Origin of the sequence: Lentzea sp. CA-135723 (assembly GCF_050936595.1) — a bacterium.
In the GTDB taxonomy this organism is placed as follows: Bacteria; Actinomycetota; Actinomycetes; order Mycobacteriales; family Pseudonocardiaceae; genus Lentzea.
Window position 1 is genome coordinate 1,342,039 of the sequence record NZ_JBNJMK010000001.1, and the last position, 17,462, is coordinate 1,359,500.

Here is a 17,462-nt window from a genome sequence, read left to right on the forward strand (position 1 = left end):
GCAGGACCTTCGCGAAAGCCGAGCCGTCGATGGTGCGAGCCATCAACCGGCGTTCGGTCGTCGAGGCGATCGCGCACCACGGCGCCCTGTCCCGCTCCCAGGTCGCCCGCGCCGTCGGACTGTCGAAACCCACGACGTCCGAGGTCGTCACCGGACTGCTGGCGGCGGGCCTGATCCGCGAGGCCGGCTCCACGAGCGGTACGCAGGGCCCGAAAGCCGTGCTGTACGAGGTGAACGACTCCGCGGCGCACGTCATCGGCATCGACCTCGGCCGCCGCTGGGTGCGCGCCGCCGTCGCGGACCTGTCGGGCCGGATCATCGCCCGCCACGACGAACGCGCCCGGCTGCGCAGCAACCAGACGCTGCTGGAGCAGATCGGCGACGTCGCCCGCACGGTCATGCGGGAGAAGGGCATCGACTGGCCGCAGGTCGCCCAGGTCGTCGTCGGCTCGCCCGGCGTCGCGGACCCGGTGCGCGGCGTGGTGATGCTGCCCGCGAACCTGCCCGGCTGGGAACGCCAGGGCATGATCGAGTCGATCCGGTCCCGCTTCGAGGCGCCGGTGAAGATCGAGAACGACGTCAACCTCGCCGCGCTCGGCGAGCTCACCCAGGGCCACGGCCGGCAGACCGGCGACTTCGCGTACCTGTGGATCGGCACCGGCGTGGGTCTCGGCCTGGTGATCGACGGCCGCCTGCACCGCGGCGCGCACGGCCTCGCGGGCGAGATCGGTTTCCTGCCGATCAGCGCGGACCCCGAGTACGCGGCGAGCAGGTGGCCGCGCTGGTTCGCGAGCCCGGCCGTGCAGGAGGCGACCGACCGCCTCGCCGCCGCGCGCGAGATGACGAACCCGCCGACGTTGCGCACGGTGTTCTCGCTGGCGCGCAAGGGTGATCCGCTCGCCCGCGAGGTCGTGGACGTGGTCGCAGGGCTGGTCGCGCGGGCGGTGTCGACGGTGGCGGGCGTGGTCGACCCGGAGATGATCATCCTGGGCGGCGGGGTCGGCCACAACGGCGACCTGCTGCTGCACCCCATCGAGATGGCGCTGCGGTCGCTGACGCCGTTGTCGGTGCAGGTCGTGACGTCGGCGCTGGGCACGGACGCGGTGCTGCACGGCGCGGTGGGCACCGCGACGTCGGCCGCGTGGGACGCCCTGCTCGCCGAGTCGGCGACCAGCGAGAACGACTGACCGCTCACGCCGGAGGCTCCACCAGCTCCGCAGGCCCGACGGCCCCCAGGCTGTCGTACGTCAGCTGCTCGGACAGCCGGGCCGCCGCCTCCGGTCCCGCGCCGAGCTTCGCCAGCCCGAACAGCGCCGCCCCCAGCACCGGCGGCGCGTCCAGCACCCGGAACTCCGCCTTCGGCGCGGCCTCCAGCACCCCGGCCCGCACCCCGTCGAGCAACATCCCGTCGCCGGAGTGCAACAGCCCGCCGCCCAGCACGACCGGCACCGCGAGGTCCGCGATCTCCAGCCTCCGCACGGTGACCCCGACGAGGTTCACGATCTCCTCGACCACCGAGTCGATCAGCTCCCGCGCCACCGGGTCACCTCCTGCGGCCGCCTTGAACACCGTGGGTGCCAGCGCGAGCAGTGAGCGTTCCTCTATCCGTCCCGTGTAGACGGCCTCGGCCACGGCCATCGGGTCGGAGAGCCCGAAGTACTCGGGCACGGCGCGTTGCAGCTCGGTCGGTTCGCCCCTGCCGTCGCCCGCCCGGATCGCCTGACCGAGCGCGCGCACACCGAGCCACCGCCCGCCCGCGACCCAGTCGCCGGAGATGCGGCCGAGCGACGGGAACCTGACCTCGCGGCCGTCCGGTGCCAGGCCGACGCAGTTCAGGCCGGTGCCCGCGCCGACCGCGACGCCCCAGCCGGCAGGGCTGCCCGCCCAGAGCATGGCGAACATGTCGTTGTGCACCTCGAGGCCGTGCGCGAAGCCCTCGCCGCGCAGGGCCGCGCCGACCCGGTCGTCGTCCACCGGCAGGTCGATGCCCGCCAGGCAGAAGACACCCAGCTCAGCGGGTCCGTAGGCGCCAGACCGTCCGGCGGCGGTGCGGAGTTTCGCCACGCCGGAGCGCAACGAGCTCATCGCGCCGGCGAGGCCGAGCCGCTGGTGCGAACACCCTGGAGTGCGCACGGCGGCGAGCAGTGTGCCGTCCCCGGCGACGAGCGCCAGATCGGTCTTCGAGTTGCCGCCGTCCACGGCGAGTAGTGCTACATCGTCCACAGTTCGATACTGTAAGCCCTCCTAACGAATTAAAGCGACCCTCAGAGTTGGGTGGATTCGGATGACAGTCAAAGTCGCCGTGATCGGCGGGGGCAGCACCTACACCCCCGAGCTCGCCGACGGGTTCGGCAGACTCGCCGACCGGCTGAACGTGGACGAACTGGTCCTGCACGACATCGACGGCGCCAGGCTGGAACCCGTGGCGGCGGTGTGCGGCAGGATCCTGCGCCGGCACGGCTGGACCGGCACGCTCACGTCCACAACGGACCTGGTCAAGGCGCTGGAAGGTGCCCACTTCGTGCTCGTCCAGCTGCGCGTCGGCGGCCAGGAGGCGCGGCTGCGCGACGAGACGCTGCCGCTGGAGCACGGCCGAATCGGTCAGGAGACGACCGGCGCCGGCGGGTTCGGCAAGGCGATGCGGACCGTGCCGGTCGTGCTGGACCTCGCCGAACAGGTCGGCTGGCACGCCGCGCCGGGCGCCTGGATCATCGACTTCACCAACCCGACCGGCATCGTCACGCAGGCGTTGCTGGACGAGGGCCACCGCGCGATCGGCCTGTGCAACGTCGCGATCCACCTCCGGCACCGCGCCGCCGAACTGCTGGGCGTCGACGCCGACCGGCTGGAGATGGAGCACGTCGGGCTGAACCACCTCACGTGGGAGCGATCGGCCGTTGTGGACGGTGTCGACCGCATGCCGGAACTGCTCGGCGAGCACGGCGAGAAGCTGGCCGAGTACCTGGAGTTCCCGCTCGACCTGCTGCGCGAGCTGGGCGCGATCCCGTCCCGCTACCTGCGCTACTACTACCTGACCGAGCACATGCTGGCCCGCCAGCAGGCGGGGCACCTGCGCGCCCGCGAGGTGCAGAAGATCGAGTCCGAGTTGCTGGAGCTCTACCGGGACCCGACCCTCGACGTGAAACCACCGCAGCTGCTCAACCGGGGCGGGCGGTACTACAGCGACGCGGCCGTGGCGTTGATCGCCTCCCTGCACGACGGCCGCGGTGACGTGCAGGCGGTGAACGTGCGCAACAACGGTGTCCTGCCGGGACTCGACGACGACGCGGTGATCGAGGTGCAGGCCCGGATCGACCGCGACGGCGCGCACCCGTTACCGCAACGCGCCCTGCCGGCCGAGATGCTCGGCCTGGTCCAGCAGATGAAGCAGTACGAACGCCTCACCGTGCAGGCCTCCAAGACCCGTGACCGCCGCACGGCGCTGATGGCGTTGATGGCGAACCCGCTGGTCCGCGAGTACGACCCCGCCCGCGGCATCCTCGCCGCCCTGCCGATCAGCGATAAACTGTAAGTACCCCTTCCTATCTCCTGTCTCGACAGGTAGCGTTCGGCGCAGCGACGGGGGCCCGGGGTTCGAGGAGGCATCCGATGGGCAGAATCCGACTCTTGCTGACAAGCGTGCTGGTCGCTGCCGCGACGGTGGCGTGTGGGAGCAGTGGTGGCGCCGGCGACGGCAAGATCAAGCTGACCATCGGCACGTTCAACGACTTCGGTTACAAGGATCTCTACCAGCAGTACATGAAGGACCACCCGAACATCGAGATCGTCGAGCAGGTGAGCGAGTACCAGGCTCACCACACGCAGCTCGCGACGAGACTCGCGGCCAAGACCGGCGCACCGGACGTGGTCGCCGTCGAGGGCGAGTTCCTCGGCCAGTTCACCGCGCAACCGCAGAACTTCACCAACCTGAACGAGTTCGGCGCCGGAGACATGGAGAAGGACTACCTCTCGTGGAAGTGGGAGCAGTCCAAGGCCGGGGACGTCCAGATCGGACTCGGCACGGACGTCGGCAGCCTCGCGATCTGCTACCGGCGCGACCTCTTCGAGAAGGCGGGCCTGCCGTCCGGCCGCGAGGAGGTGGCGAAGCTCTGGCCGACCTGGGACGCGTTCCTCGACGTCGGCAAGCGGTTCCAGGCCGCGAACACCGGCGCGAGCTTCTTCGACTCCGGCGCGTTGCTGTTCAACGCGGTGCTCGGGCAGGCGCCCGAGGCGTTCTACTCCTCCGACAACAAGATGATCGCCGAGTCGAACCCGGCCGTGAAGCAGGCCTACGACCTCACCACGAAGGCCGTGGAGGCGGGACTCTCGGCGAAGATCGCCGCGTTCAGCCCGCAGTGGAGCACCGGCTTCAAGCAGGGCAGCTTCGCACTGGTCACCTGTCCCGCGTGGGTGATGGCGTTCATCCAGAGCCAGGCCCCGGCCACCTTGGGGCAGTGGGACGTCGCGGCCGTGCCGAACGGCGGCGGTGGCAACTGGGGCGGGTCGTGGCTGACCGTGCCCAAGCAGTCCAAGAACCCCGAGGAAGCCTACGAGCTGGCGAAGTGGCTGACCGCGCCCGAGCAGCAGCTGTCGATCTTCAAGAAGATCGGCAACCTGCCCTCGCGGCCCGCTCTCTACGACGATCCGGCGATGAGCGGGTTCACCAACCCGTTCTTCAACGACGCCCCCGTCGGGAAGATGTTCGGTGAGGCGGCGAAGGCGCTGAAGCCGCAGTACCAGGGTCCGAAGACGGCGGCGGTGCGGCTCGCGGTGCAGAACGGCATCAGCAGGGTGGAGCAGGGCAAGGAGTCCGCGTCCGACTCCTGGCAGAAGTCGCTCCGCGACGCCGTAGCGGCGGCGGGCTGAGGTGACCGCACTGATCGAGTCGCCGTCGGCGGTGACCGGGGAGCCCTCCCCCGGTCACCGCCCGCAGCGGCGCCGCGGCTTCGACGACCGGGTGTCGCCGTACCTGTACGTGACGCCGTTCTTCCTGCTGTTCCTCGGGTTCGGGCTGTTCCCGCTGGGCTACACGCTCTGGGTGTCGCTGAGCGACTGGAACCTGATCAGCGACGACCACACGTTCATCGGGCTGGAGAACTACACCAAGCTGTTGTCCGATCCGTACTTCTGGAACGCGCTGGTCAACACGCTCTCGTTGCTGGTGCTCTCGACCGTGCCGCAGCTGGCTCTCGCTCTGGGACTCGCGCACGTGCTGAACTCGCGGTTGCGGGCGAAGACGTTGTTCCGCATGGGAGTGCTGCTGCCGAACGTGACGTCGCTGGTGGCGGTGGCGATCATCTTCGCGCAGCTGTTCGGCCGCGACTTCGGCCTGATCAACTGGAGCCTGGGGCTGTTCGGGCTCGAGCCGATCGACTGGCAGGCGGACACGGCGACCTCGCACGTCGCGATCTCGATCATGGTGATCTGGCGGTGGACGGGCTACAACGCGTTGATCTACCTCGCCGCGTTGCAGGCCGTGCCACGGGACCGTTACGAGGCGGCGTCGTGCGACGGCGCCGGGACGTGGAAGCAGTTCCGGCACATCACGATTCCCGCGCTGCGGCCGGTGATCGTGTTCACGGTGATCGTCTCGACGATCTACGGGATGCAGCTGTTCGCGGAGCCGTTGCAGTTCGACGCGACGCCCGGCAGCGTCACCGGCGGGTCCGACCGGCAGTTCCAGACGCTCACCGTCTACCTGTACGAGAAGGGCTTCCGCGAGTTCGACTTCGGTTACGCGGCCACCATCGCCTGGGTGATGTTCCTGGTGATCGTGCTCGCCGTCGCGGTCAACTACCTGCTCACCCGCCGCATCCGCTCGGACCGCTGAGGGGACCCATGGCCACGATCACGAAAGGCCGGCTCGGCCGGTTGCACCGCGCGGGTCCGCTGACCTACGCGTTGCTCGGCGCCGTCATCCTCGGCTCCGCGTTCCCGTTGTACTGGACCGTGGTCGTCGCCTCGCACACCAACGACGTCGTGGGCAGCGTGCCGCCGCCGTTGGTGCCCGGTGGCCACCTGTTCGAGAACATCGGCCGCGTGTTCGACCAGACGAACTTCCAGCTGGCGTTGTGGAACTCGTTCGTCGTGTCGGGCGCGATCACGGTGTCGGTGCTGGTGTTCTGCTCGCTGGCCGGGTTCGCGTTCGCCAAGCTGCGGTTCCGCGGCCGCAACGTCCTGCTGCTGCTCGTGATCGCGACGATGATGGTGCCGACGCAGCTCGGGATCATCCCGCTCTACATCATGATGGGCGAGCTGGGGTGGGCCGGCGGTATCTCGGCGGTGATCGTGCCGAACGCGGTGACGGCGTTCGGGGTGTTCTGGATGCGGCAGTACATCAGCGAGGCGGTGCCGGACGAGCTGATCGAGTCGGCGCGCCTGGACGGCTGCCACTCGGTGCGGATCTACTGGAACGTGGTGGTGCCGGCGATCCGGCCCGGTGCCGCGGTGCTCGGGATGCTGACGTTCATGCAGGCGTGGAACGACTTCCTGTGGCCGCTCGTGGTGCTCGACCCGGACAACCCGACCGTGCAGGTGGCGCTGTCCACTTTGGCCGCCGGGTACTTCCAGGACTACTCGCTGATCCTGACCGGCACGGCGCTCGCGACGCTGCCGATCCTCGCGGTGTTCCTGGTGCTGGGCAAGCAGATCGTCGGCGGGATCATGGAAGGCGCGGTCAAGCAATGAGCTACGACTACGTGGTGGTCGGAGGCGGCACGGCCGGGTGCGTGCTCGCCTCGCGGCTCAGCGACGACCCCTCGGCGCGGGTGTTGTTGCTGGAGGCCGGGCCTGCCGGTGGCACGCGTGCCGTTCGGGTGCCCGCGATGATGCCTTCGCTTCTCGGTAGCAGCTACGACTGGTCCTATCAGACCGTGTCGCAGCCGCACGCCGCCGGCCGTCGCGTCGACTGGCCGCAGGGGCACGTGCTGGGCGGCACGTCGTCGATCAACGCGATGATCTACGTGCGCGGGCACTCGTCGGACTTCGACACGTGGCGTGACGCCTACGGGGCGACGGGGTGGGGGCACGCTGACCTCGTGCCGTACTTCCGGCGCGTCGAGGAGCGGTTGCGGGTGGAGTCGCCGCGCCGGCGCAGTCCGATCCCCCAGGCGTGGGTCGACTCGGCCGGGCTCGACGTGGTTCCTGTTCTCTCCGGGGAGGCGGAGGCGGCCGGGTTCTACTCGTTGACGACCCGGCGCGGGCGGCGGTGGTCAGCGGCGGACGCGTACCTGTCCGCGCGGCCGAACCTGCACGTGCTCACCGGGGTGCTGGTGACTCGGGTGCTGCTGAGGCGGGGCCGTGCGGTGGGCGTGCAGTACCAGCTGGGCGGGGAGGACCAGGAGGTCCGGGCCGGTCGTGAGGTGGTGCTGTCGGCAGGGGCGATCCGGTCGCCGCACCTGTTGCTGCTGTCGGGCATCGGTCCGGCGGATCACCTGCGGTTGCACGGGGTTCCGGTGGAGGTCGACGCGCCGTCGGTCGGTCAGGGGCTGCAGGACCACCCGCGCGTGACGGCGTTGTGGCAGGCCAGGTCCGGGCCGCGGCTGGGTGGCTACTGGCGGTGGAAGCTGTTCGGGCGGGGGCCGCTCGCGTCCAACGGCGGCGAGGCGGGGGCGTTCGTGCGCACCAAGCCCGGCCTAGCCGCGCCTGACCTGCAGTACCACGTGTGCCCGCCAGGGGTGGGTGCGCGGGAGGCGGCGGTGCTGGTGACGGCGGTGGCGGTGCGCAGCCGGGGCAGCATCCGGCTGGCCTCGGGCAACGCGCACGTGAGCCCGTCGATCGATCCCGGCTACCTGAGCGACGAGGCCGATCTGGACGTGCTGGTGTCCGGCGTGCGGCAGGCGCGGGAGATCGCGTCGCGCGCCCCGTTCGCCGGCCTGGTCACCAGCGAGCTCGCGCCGGGGGTGCCGGACGACCGCGTGCCCGACTGGGTGCGGGAGAACCTCGTGACCATGCACCACCCGACCAGCAGCTGTGCCATGGGCGGCGCGGAGAGCTCCGCGGTGGCGCCGGACCTGCGGGTGCGCGGCGTCGAGGGCCTTCGGGTCGTCGACGCGTCCGTCATGCCCGCCGTGACCAGCGGCAACACCAACGCCCCGACGTACGCGATCGCCGAGCGCGCCGCGGACCTGATCCTCGGCAACACCCCGCTCGCGCCAGTTGAGGAGTAGCCCGATGTCCGACACCGTCCTGTTCGTGCTCACCAGCCACGCGGAGCTGGGTGACTCGGGCCGTCCGACCGGCTTCTGGCTGTCGGAGGCCGCCGACCCGTGGAAGGTGCTGACCGACGCCGGCTACCGCGTGCACCTCGCGTCGATCGCCGGGGGCCGCCCGCCGGTGGACGGCGCCGACCTGTCCGATCCGGTGCAGAGCGCGTTCGTGTCCGAGGCCGGGCTGGACTCCACGCTCGTGCTGTCCACTGTGGATCCTTCGGGGTACGCCGCCGTGCTGTACGTCGGAGGGCACGGCACGATGTGGGACTTCCACGGCAACGCGGACATCGCGCGCCTCGGTTCGGCCGTCTACCGGTCGGGCGGGGTGATCGGTGCCGTCTGCCACGGGCCGGTGGCGTTGCTGGACCTGACGGACGCGGTCGGCGCGTCCTTGGTGTCGGGGTTGCGCGTCACGTCGTTCACCGACGACGAGGAACGCGAGAGCCAGACCTGGGAGGCGATCCCGTACTCGTTGGAGGAGGAGCTGCGTTCGCGTGGCGCGGTGCACTCGAACGGCGGCGTCTACGCACCGCACGTGGTGGTGGACGGCCGGGTGGTGACGGGTCAGAACCCGTCGTCCGCCCCTGGTGTCGCCCAGGAGATGGTGCGCCTGCTGTCGCGGTAGGTTGCCGGGCGTGGACTTGTGGACCATCGCTTCGGCTCTGCTGCCGGGCGTGCGCCTGGACGACGCTTTCCCCGCCGCGGAAGGCAACGTTCACGACGTGCTGCTGATCCCGGGCGTGGCGGCGGTGCGGGTCAGCAAGCGCCCGCTGGGTGCGGCGTCGATGCCGCGCCGGGTGGAGGTGTTGCGGCAGCTGGCTTCCGCGGGCCTGCCGTTCCAGGTGCCCTCGCCGCTGACACCGGTGACATCGTTCGGCTCCCGTGCCGCCGTGGCTGTGTCCTGGGTGGACGGTCACGGCCTGCCCGCAGGTGAAGGCGATCCGGCGCAGGTGGCGGAGGTGCTGGAGGCCGTGCGGTCGGTGCCTTTGACGCCGTCGCTGATGGCCGTGCTGGACGACCGCGCGCAGGGTCCGTCGTGGCCGGCGATCGTCTCTTCCGTCCTTCCTCTGCTGCCGGCGCGGTTGCGTGCCGAAGCTCAGCGGCGACTTGACGCCGTGCTGGCACTGGACCCCGTTCCCGACGCTCTCGTGCACGGCGATCTCGGCGGGTCCAACGTGCACTGGTCGCCCGACGGCAAGCTGCTGGGCGTGCTCGACTGGGACATGGCGATGCCCGGCGACCCCGCCGTCGACGCGGCCTGCATGGCGTGGCACGGCTGGGACACCGTGCGCCAGGCGGTTTCTGCTCCGATGTACGCCCGTGCCCGGACGTGGGACGCGTTGTTCGGCGTCGAGCACCTCGTCGCCACGATGAACGGGCGCCCGATGACGAGCCCGGACGGCTTCGTGTCGGCGATCGTGCCGTGGCTGGAGGCGGACCTGGCGGGCTAGCTCGCCGACAGGATGTTGCTGTTCCACCACAGGTCGAGCTTGCCGAGCACGGTGAGGTCGCCCGGCCGCTTCAGCCTGCCGATGGTGAGCGTCTTGCTGTCGACCCACCACACCTCGGCGTTGCCCTCGGAGAGGAAGCACGTCGTGAACTCGCCCGGCAGCGGCCCCGAGGTGTCGCGGTAGTAGAGCGCGTAGTGGATCGGGTCGACGTCGGGACGGCAGCCGCCCCGGTCGTCCATCCTCGGGATGCCGCGGCTCTGCACGACGCCGAGGAAGTAGGCGTCCTGCGCGGCCCGGTCGGCGAACAGCCGGAACTCGGCCTCGGTGGGCGGCGGGAAGCGGGAGTCGACGGGGGCGTTCGCGGTGCCGCACCGGATGGCCGCCACCGGACCCGCGTCCGGGGTCATGGTCAGGCACGAGTTGGAGCTCTTGAAGATGGCCGGGAGCGCGGCCTCGAGAGCGTCGTCCTGCGGCGACCGGGCCTTGGTGGTGGTCGTGGTCGTGGTGGTCGTCGTGGGGGTGCTGCTGGACGTGCTGGTCGGCGTGCTGCTGGTGGACGTGCCGCTGCCGAGGGTCTTGTCGTTGTCGGACACGATCAGGATGGTGGCGACGATCGCCGCCACCACGGCCAGCGCGCTGCCGGCGAGGGCGAGGTGCTTCTTGGTGGTGCGGTCCGCGCCGGGCTGGGGGTGGCCGGGCTGGAACGGGGGCGAGGTCCACTGCTGGGGGCCGGGCGTGGTGGGGCGGGGGTTCGCGGGGCCGGGGTTCGTGGGGCGCGGGAACGGACCGGACACGGCCTGGGGTGGGCCGGTGGGTGGGCCGGACGTGGTTGCGGGAGCGCCGGTGGCCGGGCGGGCCATCGGCTGGGGCACGCCGCCGGGAGGGCTCGCCATCGACGGCTGGCCGGGCGAGGACACGGGCTGTCCGCCGGGCGGGGTCGCGGGCCGGGGATGGCCGGCGGGCGGGGTGCCGGGCGCGGCCATCCCACCGGCCGACGCCCCTGGGCCGAAGCCGGGCTGACCACCGGCGAGACCCGGCTGACCTCCAGGAGGAGCAGCGAGGCCAGGCTGCCCACCCGCAGGCGTCGCGGACCCCTGCTTCCCGGCAACAGGCGGGACAAGGCCCGGCTGCCCGCCGGCAGGCGTGGCAAGTCCTGGCTGTCCACCGGCGGGCGTGGCAAGTCCTGGCTGTCCACCCGCCGGCGTCGCAAGACCAGGCTGCCCACCCAGCGGCGTCGCGAGACCCGGCAGGCCTCCCGCTGCCGCCGCGAGACCCGGCAGGCCTGCCGCCGGCGTGCCCGGGATCGCGTGTCCGCCCGGAGGCGTTGCCGGTGGGGCCACCACGAGCGCCGCCGCCCGCGCGAACTCCCCCGCCGTCGCGTACCGGTCGGCCGGCTTCTTCGCCATCCCCCGCGCGATCACGTCGTCCAGCCCCACCGGCACCGCGGCGTTCACCGCCGAGGCCTTCGGCGGCGCCTCGTTCAGGTGCGCCCAGATCTGGGCCGCGGTGCCGTCCGCGGTGAACGGGCGCCGCCCCGACAGGCACGCGAACAGCACGCAGGCCAGCGCGTAGACGTCCGCCCGGCCGTCGACCGGGCCGCTTTCGAAGCGTTCTGGCGCCATGTAGTCCAAAGTGCCCACGACGGAGCCGGAAGCCGTCAGGGCCGTGGCGGCCGGGGAGGCGCTGCGGGCGATGCCGAAGTCGACCAGGTACACGAAGTCGCCGGACGTCACGAGGATGTTCGACGGCTTGACGTCGCGGTGGATCAGGCCGTCGGTGTGCGCGGCGTCCAGCGCCGAAGCCACCTGCTCGACGATGCGGACCGCGCGCGACGGCTCCAGCGGTTCGGTGCGGATCAGGTCGGAGAGGTCGGCGCCCTCGACCAGGCGCATGTCCAGGTAGAGGCGGTCGTCGATCTCGCCGTACGCGTGGATCGGGATGACGTGCGGCTCGCGCAGGCGGGCGACGATCTGCGCCTCGCGGCGGAAGCGGGCGCGGTAGTCCTCGTCGTCGTGGTAGCCGGGCGACAGGCGTTTCAGCGCCACGAACCTGTCGTGCGCCGTGTCGTAGGCGCGGTGCACCTCGCCCATCCCGCCGCGGCCGAGGAGTTCCTCGATCCGGTACGGCCCGAACGTCTCTTCCGTCATCGTCCCCGTGTCCCGAGCGCCCTGTGTCCCACACGTGTCGACGCGCGCCGACCGTCGCGGGTTCCCCCGGACGCCCGCGGGGAACAGGCTACAAAAGGCCGTACGAGAAAGGACGACTCCTCATGAATCGCCCCCAGGTCGTGTCCGCCGCGCAGTGGCAGGCGGAGCGCGACGCGCTGCTGGTGAAGGAGAAGGAACTCACCCGAGAACTCGACGCGCTGGCCGCACAGCGGCGGCGGCTGCCGATGGTCCGGCTCCGCACCGACTACGCGTTCATCGCGCCCGACGGGAAGAAGGTGCAGCTCACCGACCTGTTCGACGGCCGGCGGCAGCTCGTGGTCTACCACTTCATGCTCTCCGAGGGCCAGGACTTCATCTGCGACGGTTGCGCGTCGTTCACCGACAACATCGGCCACCAGGAGCACCTCAACGCCCGCGACACGACGTTGATCCTGCTGGCACCCGCACCTCAGGAGGAGATCGAGCCGATCCGGCGGCGGTTCGGGTGGACGGTGCCGTGGTTCTCCTCGCACGGCAGCGACTTCCACGACGATCTCCACCTCGGCGACGGCTTCGGGCTGAGCGTGTTCTTCAGGGACGGCGACGAGGTCTTCCGCAGCTACTACACCAACGGACGTGGCGTGGACCGGCTGCGGCTGGACCTCAACCTGCTCGACCTCACGCCGTACGGCAGGCAGGAGGAGTGGGAGGACTCGCCGGAGGGCCGGCCGCAGACCCCGACCATGGCGTGGATGCGGCTGCGCGACGAGTACTAGCCGGTCTTGCGCACCTCGAGCCACTCCAGTTCGGCGGCCAGTGCGCCCAGCTGGAAGCGGGACTGCGCTCCCAGCAACGACTGCAGGCGCGAGATGCGCCGGTTCAGGGTCCGCAGGCTGACGTCCAGCTCGCGGGCGATCGCGCGGTCGGTCGCGCCGGTGCGCATGAGCCCCAGCAAGCGCTGGGTCGCCACCGTGGGCTCCGTGCGGGCCCCCGGTGTTACACGGATCACAGCCATACGGCGACGGTATGTCGGACTATTGGCGACTGTCAATCAAAAGTCCGGACACCGTTGCCATATCGAAGCCATCTTCAGGCCGCGAGCAGCCAATAGTCAGCGGGAGACCAGCACCTCCCCCGCCGCGACCGACCCCAGCCGGGCGTCCAGCACCTCCGGCGACAGCACGTGCCGCACGACCATCGCCGCCGCGCCCAGAGCTCCCGCCGTCACGCCCGCGCCGGAAGCGACGATCCGCAGGTTCTCCGTCGCCAGCGGCAGCGACCGCCGGTAGATCGACTCGCGCACCCCGGCGAGCAGCATTTCGCCCGCCTCGGCCAGCAGCCCGCCGATCACCACCAGCGACGGGTTGAACATGCTCACGCACCCCGCGAGCACCTCACCGATGTCCCGCCCGGCCTGCCGCACGACCCGCCCGGCCTCCAGGTTGCCGCCGCGCACCAGGTTCACCACGTCCGCTGTGGACGACGCCGCGTGCCCGAGCTCCCCCAGCCGCACCGCCAGCGCCGGACCGGCCGCCACCGCCTCCAGGCACCCGGTGTTCCCGCACCGGCACAACGCCTCGCCGCCCTGCGGCACGCGGATGTGCCCGAGGTCCCCGGCCGCACCGGCCGCACCGCGGTGCAGCACCCCGTTGCTGATCAGACCGGCGCCGATGCCGGTGGCGGCCTTCACCACGATCATGTGCGCCACGTCCGGGTGCGAGGCCGTGTGCTCGCCCAGGGCCATCAGGTTGACCTCGTTGTCGACGAGCACCGGCACGTCGAACTCGGCCGCGATCGCCGCGGGCACGTCGAACCCGTCCCAGCCGGGCATGATCGGCGGGTTGTTCGGCCGTCCGGTGGAGTGCTCGACCGGACCGGGCAGCCCGATCCCCACCCCGGCGATCTCCGCCGGCGGAACGGTCTCGAGCAACGAACGCCAGGACGCCACCAGCAACGGCAGGATCACCCCTGGCCCGTCCGCCACGTCCAGGTCCACCTGCGCCACGGCCAGCAGCTGGCAGGCCAGATCGGACACGGCGACGGTCGCGTGCGTGGCGCCCACCTCGGCCGCCAGCACCAGGTGCGCGCGCGGGTTGAAGCCGAACCGCCCGGCGGGACGCCCGCCGGTCGACTCGCCCGTCCCGCTGCCGGTGACCAGTCCGGCCGCCACCAGCAGGTCCAGCCTCGCCCGCACGGTCGACCGGGCGAGCCCGGTCGCGTCCACGATCTCCGCTCGGGTGCGCGGGTTGCCGTCCATCAGCATGCGCAGCACTGCGGCCGGCGATCCCGCCTCGACACCCAAGGAGCTCTCCATCGAACAATTGTCACATCGGCCAGGAACGACGGCGGGCAGTCCCGCCGCCGTGTCACCCACCAGAGCTGAACGCGGCGTCGAACGCGGCGGACGGCGGGTCGAAAGCGTTGCGGCGGATGAACTCCAGCGCTTCGGGAGCGCCGATGAGGCGGTCCATCCCGGCGTCCTCCCACTCGACGCTGATCGGGCCGTCGTAGCCGATGGTGTTGAGCATCCGGAACGACTGCTCCCACGGCACGTCACCGCGTCCCGTCGAGACGAAGTCCCATCCGCGCCGAGGGTCCGCCCACGGCAGATGCGAGCCCATCCGGCCGTTGCGCCCGTTGCCGACCTGACGGCGGGCGTCCTTGCAGTCGACGTGGTAGATCCGGTCGCGGAAGTCCCACAGGAACCCGACCGGGTCGAGGTCCTGCCACACGAAGTGCGACGGGTCCCAGTTCAGCCCGAACGCCGGACGGTGCCCGATGGCCTCCAACGCGCGCACGGTCGTCCAGTAGTCGTACGCGATCTCCGACGGGTGCACCTCGTGCGCGAACCGCACGCCCACCTCGTCGAACACGTCGAGGATCGGGTTCCAGCGGTCGGCGAAGTCCTGGTACCCGGCGTCGATCATCGACTGGGGCGCCGGCGGGAACATCGCCACGGTCTTCCAGATCGACGACCCGGTGAAGCCGACGACCGTGGAGACACCGAGCCTGGCCGCGGCCCGCGCGGTCATCTTCATCTCCTCGGCCGCCCGCTGCCGCACGCCCTCGGGGTCGCCGTCACCCCAGTTGCGCGCGGACAGGATCCCCTGGTGCCGCTCGTCGATCGGGTCGTCGCACACGGCCTGGCCGGTGAGGTGGTTGGAGATCGTCCACACCTTCAGGTCGTGCTTGGCGAGGATCGCGAGCCGGTCCGCGACGTAGTCGTCGTCCTCGGCCGCGCGCCACGGGTCGAGGTGGTCGCCCCAGCAGGCGATCTCCAGGCCGTCGTAGCCCCAGCCGGACGCGAGCCGGCAGACCTCCTCGAACGGCAGGTCGGCCCACTGGCCGGTGAACAACGTGATCGGGCGTGCCATCTCCGGACTCCTCACACCTGCTGCCACGAACGGGATGCCGAGCTTGCCTCAACCGCGGCCAGTACGCGCTGCACCTGGAGGCCGTCCGCGAACGTCGGCGCGGGATCGGTGCCCGCCGCCACGGCCCGCACGAAGTCGACGGCCTGGTGGGTGAACGCGTGCTCGTAGCCGAGGCCGTGCCCGGCGGGCCACCAGGCGCCTACGTACGGATGACCTGGTTCGGTGACGAGGATCCGGCGGTACCCCGCGACCGCCGGATCCTCCTTGCCGTCGAAGAACTGCAGCACGTTCATGTCCTCGAAGTCGAAGGCGAGGCTCCCCTCCGCGCCGTTGACCTCGATCCGCAGTGCGTTCTTGCGACCGTTGGCGAAGCGCGTCGCCTCGTAGGAACCGAGTGCTCCGCTGCCGAACCGCGCCAGGAACAACGCGGCGTCGTCCACCGTGACGGGCCCGGTCTGCCCGGTCGCGGCGGTACCGGACAGACCGGAGTGCGCAGAGGCGATGGGGCGTTGCGGAACGAACGTCGCGAGCGTCCCGACCACCTCGGTGATGGTGTCGCCGAGGATGAACTGGGTGGCGTCCACGATGTGCGCACCGATGTCTCCCAGGGCACCTGACCCGGCCTTCTCCTTGTCGAGCCGCCAGGACAGCGGCGCCTGCGGGTCCACGATCCAGTCCTGGAGGTACTGGGCGCGCACGTGGTGGATCCGTCCCAGCCGCCCCTGCGCGACCAGGTCGCGGGCCAGCGCCAGGGCGGGGGTTCGGCGGTAGGTGAAGCCGACCATGGCCCGCACCCCGCGTTCGGCGGCGCGGGCGGCGGCCTCGGCCATCGCCACGGCCTCGTCGACGGTGTTGGCCATCGGCTTCTCGCACAGCACGTGCTTGCCCGCGTCCAGCGCCGCGATGGCGATCTCCGCGTGCGTGTCGCCCGGTGTGCAGATGTCCACGACGTGCACGTCGTCGCGCTGCAGCACGGACTTCCAGTCGGTCGCCGCCTCCGCCCAGCCCAGGCGGTCGGCGGCGGCGCGGGCGCGGTCGGCGTCGCGGCCGACCAGCACGGACATCACCGGCCGCACCGGCAGGTCGAAGAAGCGCGGTGCGACCCGCCACGCCTGGGAGTGGGCTGCTCCCATGAAGGCGTGGCCGACCATCGCGATGCCAAGTTCAGTCACGTGCGGTTCTCCTTGTGCCGGTGTCGAAGGCGGGTGCCGGTGCCTGCGATGGCGGTCGGCGGGCAGCGGGGCCTAGGACTCGAAGGCGGTCGGCAGGTAGCGGTCGACGTTGTCCTTCGTCACGACGGGGGCGTAGAGCTGCACCTCGCGCGGGACCTCCACCTCGACCAGGTCGCCGAGGCTCTTGCCCTGCACCGCGAGCCGCGCGAGGCGGATGCCGTCGGCGCCCTGGGTGGACGGGTAGATGACGGTCGCCTTGTGCGGGCCGTTGTCCGCCTTGATCTCGCGCATCACGTTGGCCGAACCGGCGCCGCCGACCATGAAGAACTCGCTGCGGCCGGAGTTCTTGATCGCGGCGGCCACGCCGACGCCCTGGTCGTCGTCGTGGTTCCAGATGGCGTCGATCTTGCGGGCGGCCTGCAGCAGGTTCGCCGCGGCCCGCTCGCCGCTCTCGACCGTGAACTCGGCGGCGACGCGGTTGCCGACCTTCAGGCCACAGCCCTGCAGCGCGTCGGCGAAGCCCTTGCTGCGGTCCTGGGTGAGCGGCAGCGAGTCGATGCCGGCGATCTCCGCGACGACGGCGTCGGTCTTGCCGTTGAGCTTCTCGCAGACGTACGTGCCGGCGGAGACGCCCATGCCGTAGTTGTCGCCGAGCACGGTGGAGCGGGCGGCGAACGGGCTGTCGAACTCGCGGTCGACGTTGATCACGGTGATGCCGGCCTTCATGGCCTTCAAAGCGACGGGGGTGAGCGCGGCGCCGTCGAACGGCAGCAGGACGATCGCGTCGACCTTGTCGTTGATGAACGTCTCGACCTGGCTGATCTGGAGGTTGACGTCGTTGGTGCCCTCGACGACGCGCAGCTCCACGTCGGAGTACTTGCCCGCCTCGGTCTTGGCGGCGTTGGTGATCGCGGCCATCCAGCCGTGGTCGGCGGCGGGCGCGGAGAAGCCGATGACGACCTTCTTGCCGGGTTCGTCGTTGGCGACCTTGACGCCGCCGCCCTGGTTGTTGCCGCCCTGGCTCTCGGGCGTGTTGCCGGTGCAGCCGGCCAGTACCAGTGCGGAGGCGGCGGCGAGCAGAGCGACTCTCTTGAACTGCATGGGTTTC

At 71.1% G+C, this 17,462-nt stretch carries 16 protein-coding genes; 9 read left to right on the forward strand and 7 right to left on the reverse strand.

All coding sequences use genetic code 11. The annotated features are described in order from the left end of the window. Positions 1-29: 29 nt before the first annotated feature. Positions 30-1,187, forward strand: a complete 1,158-nt coding sequence (locus ACQEU1_RS05840) for an ROK family transcriptional regulator (RefSeq protein ID WP_433197006.1) — start codon at positions 30-32, stop codon at positions 1,185-1,187. 4 nt (positions 1,188-1,191) lie between these two features. Here the strand turns inward: ACQEU1_RS05840 and ACQEU1_RS05845 are convergent, their stop codons facing one another. Further along, the gene (locus ACQEU1_RS05845) at positions 1,192-2,223 is read right to left on the reverse strand and encodes an N-acetylglucosamine kinase (protein WP_433197008.1); all 1,032 of its coding nucleotides are present in this window, start codon (positions 2,221-2,223) and stop codon (positions 1,192-1,194) included. Positions 2,224-2,284: 61 nt separating this feature from the next. On the opposite strand from ACQEU1_RS05845, the gene ACQEU1_RS05850 reads away from it, so the two are divergent. The 7 genes from ACQEU1_RS05850 (at position 2,285) to ACQEU1_RS05880 (ending at position 9,661) form a co-directional block, all read left to right on the forward strand. Next, on the forward strand, positions 2,285-3,532 hold the full coding sequence (locus ACQEU1_RS05850) for a 6-phospho-beta-glucosidase (RefSeq protein WP_433197010.1): 1,248 nt from the start codon (positions 2,285-2,287) through the stop codon (positions 3,530-3,532). Positions 3,533-3,627: 95 nt separating this feature from the next. Further along, complete coding sequence (locus ACQEU1_RS05855) at positions 3,628-4,866, forward strand: ABC transporter substrate-binding protein (protein WP_433197012.1); 1,239 nt, start codon at positions 3,628-3,630, stop codon at positions 4,864-4,866. A 31-nt stretch (positions 4,867-4,897) separates the two neighbouring features. Continuing rightward, on the forward strand, positions 4,898-5,830 hold the full coding sequence (locus ACQEU1_RS05860; protein WP_433211346.1) for a carbohydrate ABC transporter permease: 933 nt from the start codon (positions 4,898-4,900) through the stop codon (positions 5,828-5,830). A gap of 8 nt (positions 5,831-5,838) precedes the next feature. Continuing rightward, complete coding sequence (locus ACQEU1_RS05865) at positions 5,839-6,687, forward strand: carbohydrate ABC transporter permease (protein ID WP_433197014.1); 849 nt, start codon at positions 5,839-5,841, stop codon at positions 6,685-6,687. Beyond that, complete coding sequence (locus ACQEU1_RS05870; RefSeq protein ID WP_433197016.1) at positions 6,684-8,168, forward strand: GMC family oxidoreductase; 1,485 nt, start codon at positions 6,684-6,686, stop codon at positions 8,166-8,168. The genes ACQEU1_RS05865 and ACQEU1_RS05870 overlap by 4 nt, the downstream gene beginning before the upstream one ends. A 4-nt stretch (positions 8,169-8,172) precedes the next feature. Further along, positions 8,173-8,835: a type 1 glutamine amidotransferase domain-containing protein gene (locus ACQEU1_RS05875; RefSeq protein WP_433197018.1), complete on the forward strand. Its 663-nt coding sequence runs from the start codon at positions 8,173-8,175 to the stop codon at positions 8,833-8,835. 10 nt (positions 8,836-8,845) lie between these two features. Further along, positions 8,846-9,661, forward strand: coding sequence for an aminoglycoside phosphotransferase family protein (locus ACQEU1_RS05880; protein WP_433197020.1), 816 nt, complete (start codon positions 8,846-8,848; stop codon positions 9,659-9,661). Here ACQEU1_RS05880 and ACQEU1_RS05885 read toward each other — a convergent pair. Continuing rightward, a complete protein-coding gene (locus tag ACQEU1_RS05885) occupies positions 9,658-11,808 on the reverse strand; it encodes a protein kinase domain-containing protein (protein ID WP_433197022.1) in 2,151 nt (716 codons plus the stop codon). The two genes, ACQEU1_RS05880 and ACQEU1_RS05885, sit on opposite strands and share 4 nt — an antisense overlap. A 122-nt stretch (positions 11,809-11,930) precedes the next feature. Here ACQEU1_RS05885 and ACQEU1_RS05890 point away from each other — a divergent pair, with 122 nt between their 5' ends. Next, positions 11,931-12,584, forward strand: a complete 654-nt coding sequence (locus ACQEU1_RS05890; RefSeq protein ID WP_433197024.1) for a DUF899 domain-containing protein — start codon at positions 11,931-11,933, stop codon at positions 12,582-12,584. Here the strand turns inward: ACQEU1_RS05890 and ACQEU1_RS05895 are convergent. The 5 genes from ACQEU1_RS05895 to ACQEU1_RS05915 all read right to left on the reverse strand — a co-directional run bounded on the left by ACQEU1_RS05895 (position 12,581) and on the right by ACQEU1_RS05915 (position 17,455). After that, the gene (locus tag ACQEU1_RS05895; RefSeq protein WP_433197026.1) at positions 12,581-12,778 is read right to left on the reverse strand and encodes a hypothetical protein; all 198 of its coding nucleotides are present in this window, start codon (positions 12,776-12,778) and stop codon (positions 12,581-12,583) included. The genes ACQEU1_RS05890 and ACQEU1_RS05895 overlap by 4 nt on opposite strands. Positions 12,779-12,919: 141 nt before the next feature. Next, positions 12,920-14,122 carry an ROK family protein gene (locus tag ACQEU1_RS05900; RefSeq protein ID WP_433197027.1) on the reverse strand — a complete coding sequence of 401 codons (1,203 nt, stop codon included), beginning with the start codon at positions 14,120-14,122 and terminating at the stop codon, positions 12,920-12,922. A gap of 52 nt (positions 14,123-14,174) precedes the next feature. Continuing rightward, the gene (locus ACQEU1_RS05905; protein WP_433197029.1) at positions 14,175-15,182 is read right to left on the reverse strand and encodes a sugar phosphate isomerase/epimerase family protein; all 1,008 of its coding nucleotides are present in this window, start codon (positions 15,180-15,182) and stop codon (positions 14,175-14,177) included. Positions 15,183-15,193: 11 nt separating this feature from the next. After that, entirely contained in the window at positions 15,194-16,354 is a 1,161-nt protein-coding gene (locus ACQEU1_RS05910) for a Gfo/Idh/MocA family protein (protein WP_433197031.1), read from the reverse strand. 72 nt (positions 16,355-16,426) lie between these two features. Then, the gene (locus ACQEU1_RS05915) at positions 16,427-17,455 is read right to left on the reverse strand and encodes a substrate-binding domain-containing protein (RefSeq protein WP_433197033.1); all 1,029 of its coding nucleotides are present in this window, start codon (positions 17,453-17,455) and stop codon (positions 16,427-16,429) included. Between the last annotated feature and the right edge of the window lie 7 nt (positions 17,456-17,462).

Excerpts from the sequence above, each read along its gene's own strand:
- ACQEU1_RS05840 (WP_433197006.1), top strand. The coding sequence starts at position 30 with ATGGTGCGAGCCATCAACCGGCGTTCGGTCGTCGAGGCGATCGCGCAC.
- ACQEU1_RS05850 (WP_433197010.1), top strand. The coding sequence starts at position 2,285 with ATGACAGTCAAAGTCGCCGTGATCGGCGGGGGCAGCACCTACACCCCC.
- ACQEU1_RS05865 (WP_433197014.1), top strand. The coding sequence starts at position 5,839 with ATGGCCACGATCACGAAAGGCCGGCTCGGCCGGTTGCACCGCGCGGGT.
- ACQEU1_RS05870 (WP_433197016.1), top strand. The coding sequence starts at position 6,684 with ATGAGCTACGACTACGTGGTGGTCGGAGGCGGCACGGCCGGGTGCGTG.
- ACQEU1_RS05875 (WP_433197018.1), top strand. The coding sequence starts at position 8,173 with ATGTCCGACACCGTCCTGTTCGTGCTCACCAGCCACGCGGAGCTGGGT.
- ACQEU1_RS05885 (WP_433197022.1), bottom strand. The coding sequence starts at position 11,808 with ATGACGGAAGAGACGTTCGGGCCGTACCGGATCGAGGAACTCCTCGGC.
- ACQEU1_RS05890 (WP_433197024.1), top strand. The coding sequence starts at position 11,931 with ATGAATCGCCCCCAGGTCGTGTCCGCCGCGCAGTGGCAGGCGGAGCGC.
- ACQEU1_RS05900 (WP_433197027.1), bottom strand. The coding sequence starts at position 14,122 with ATGGAGAGCTCCTTGGGTGTCGAGGCGGGATCGCCGGCCGCAGTGCTG.
- ACQEU1_RS05905 (WP_433197029.1), bottom strand. The coding sequence starts at position 15,182 with ATGGCACGCCCGATCACGTTGTTCACCGGCCAGTGGGCCGACCTGCCG.
- ACQEU1_RS05915 (WP_433197033.1), bottom strand. The coding sequence starts at position 17,455 with ATGCAGTTCAAGAGAGTCGCTCTGCTCGCCGCCGCCTCCGCACTGGTA.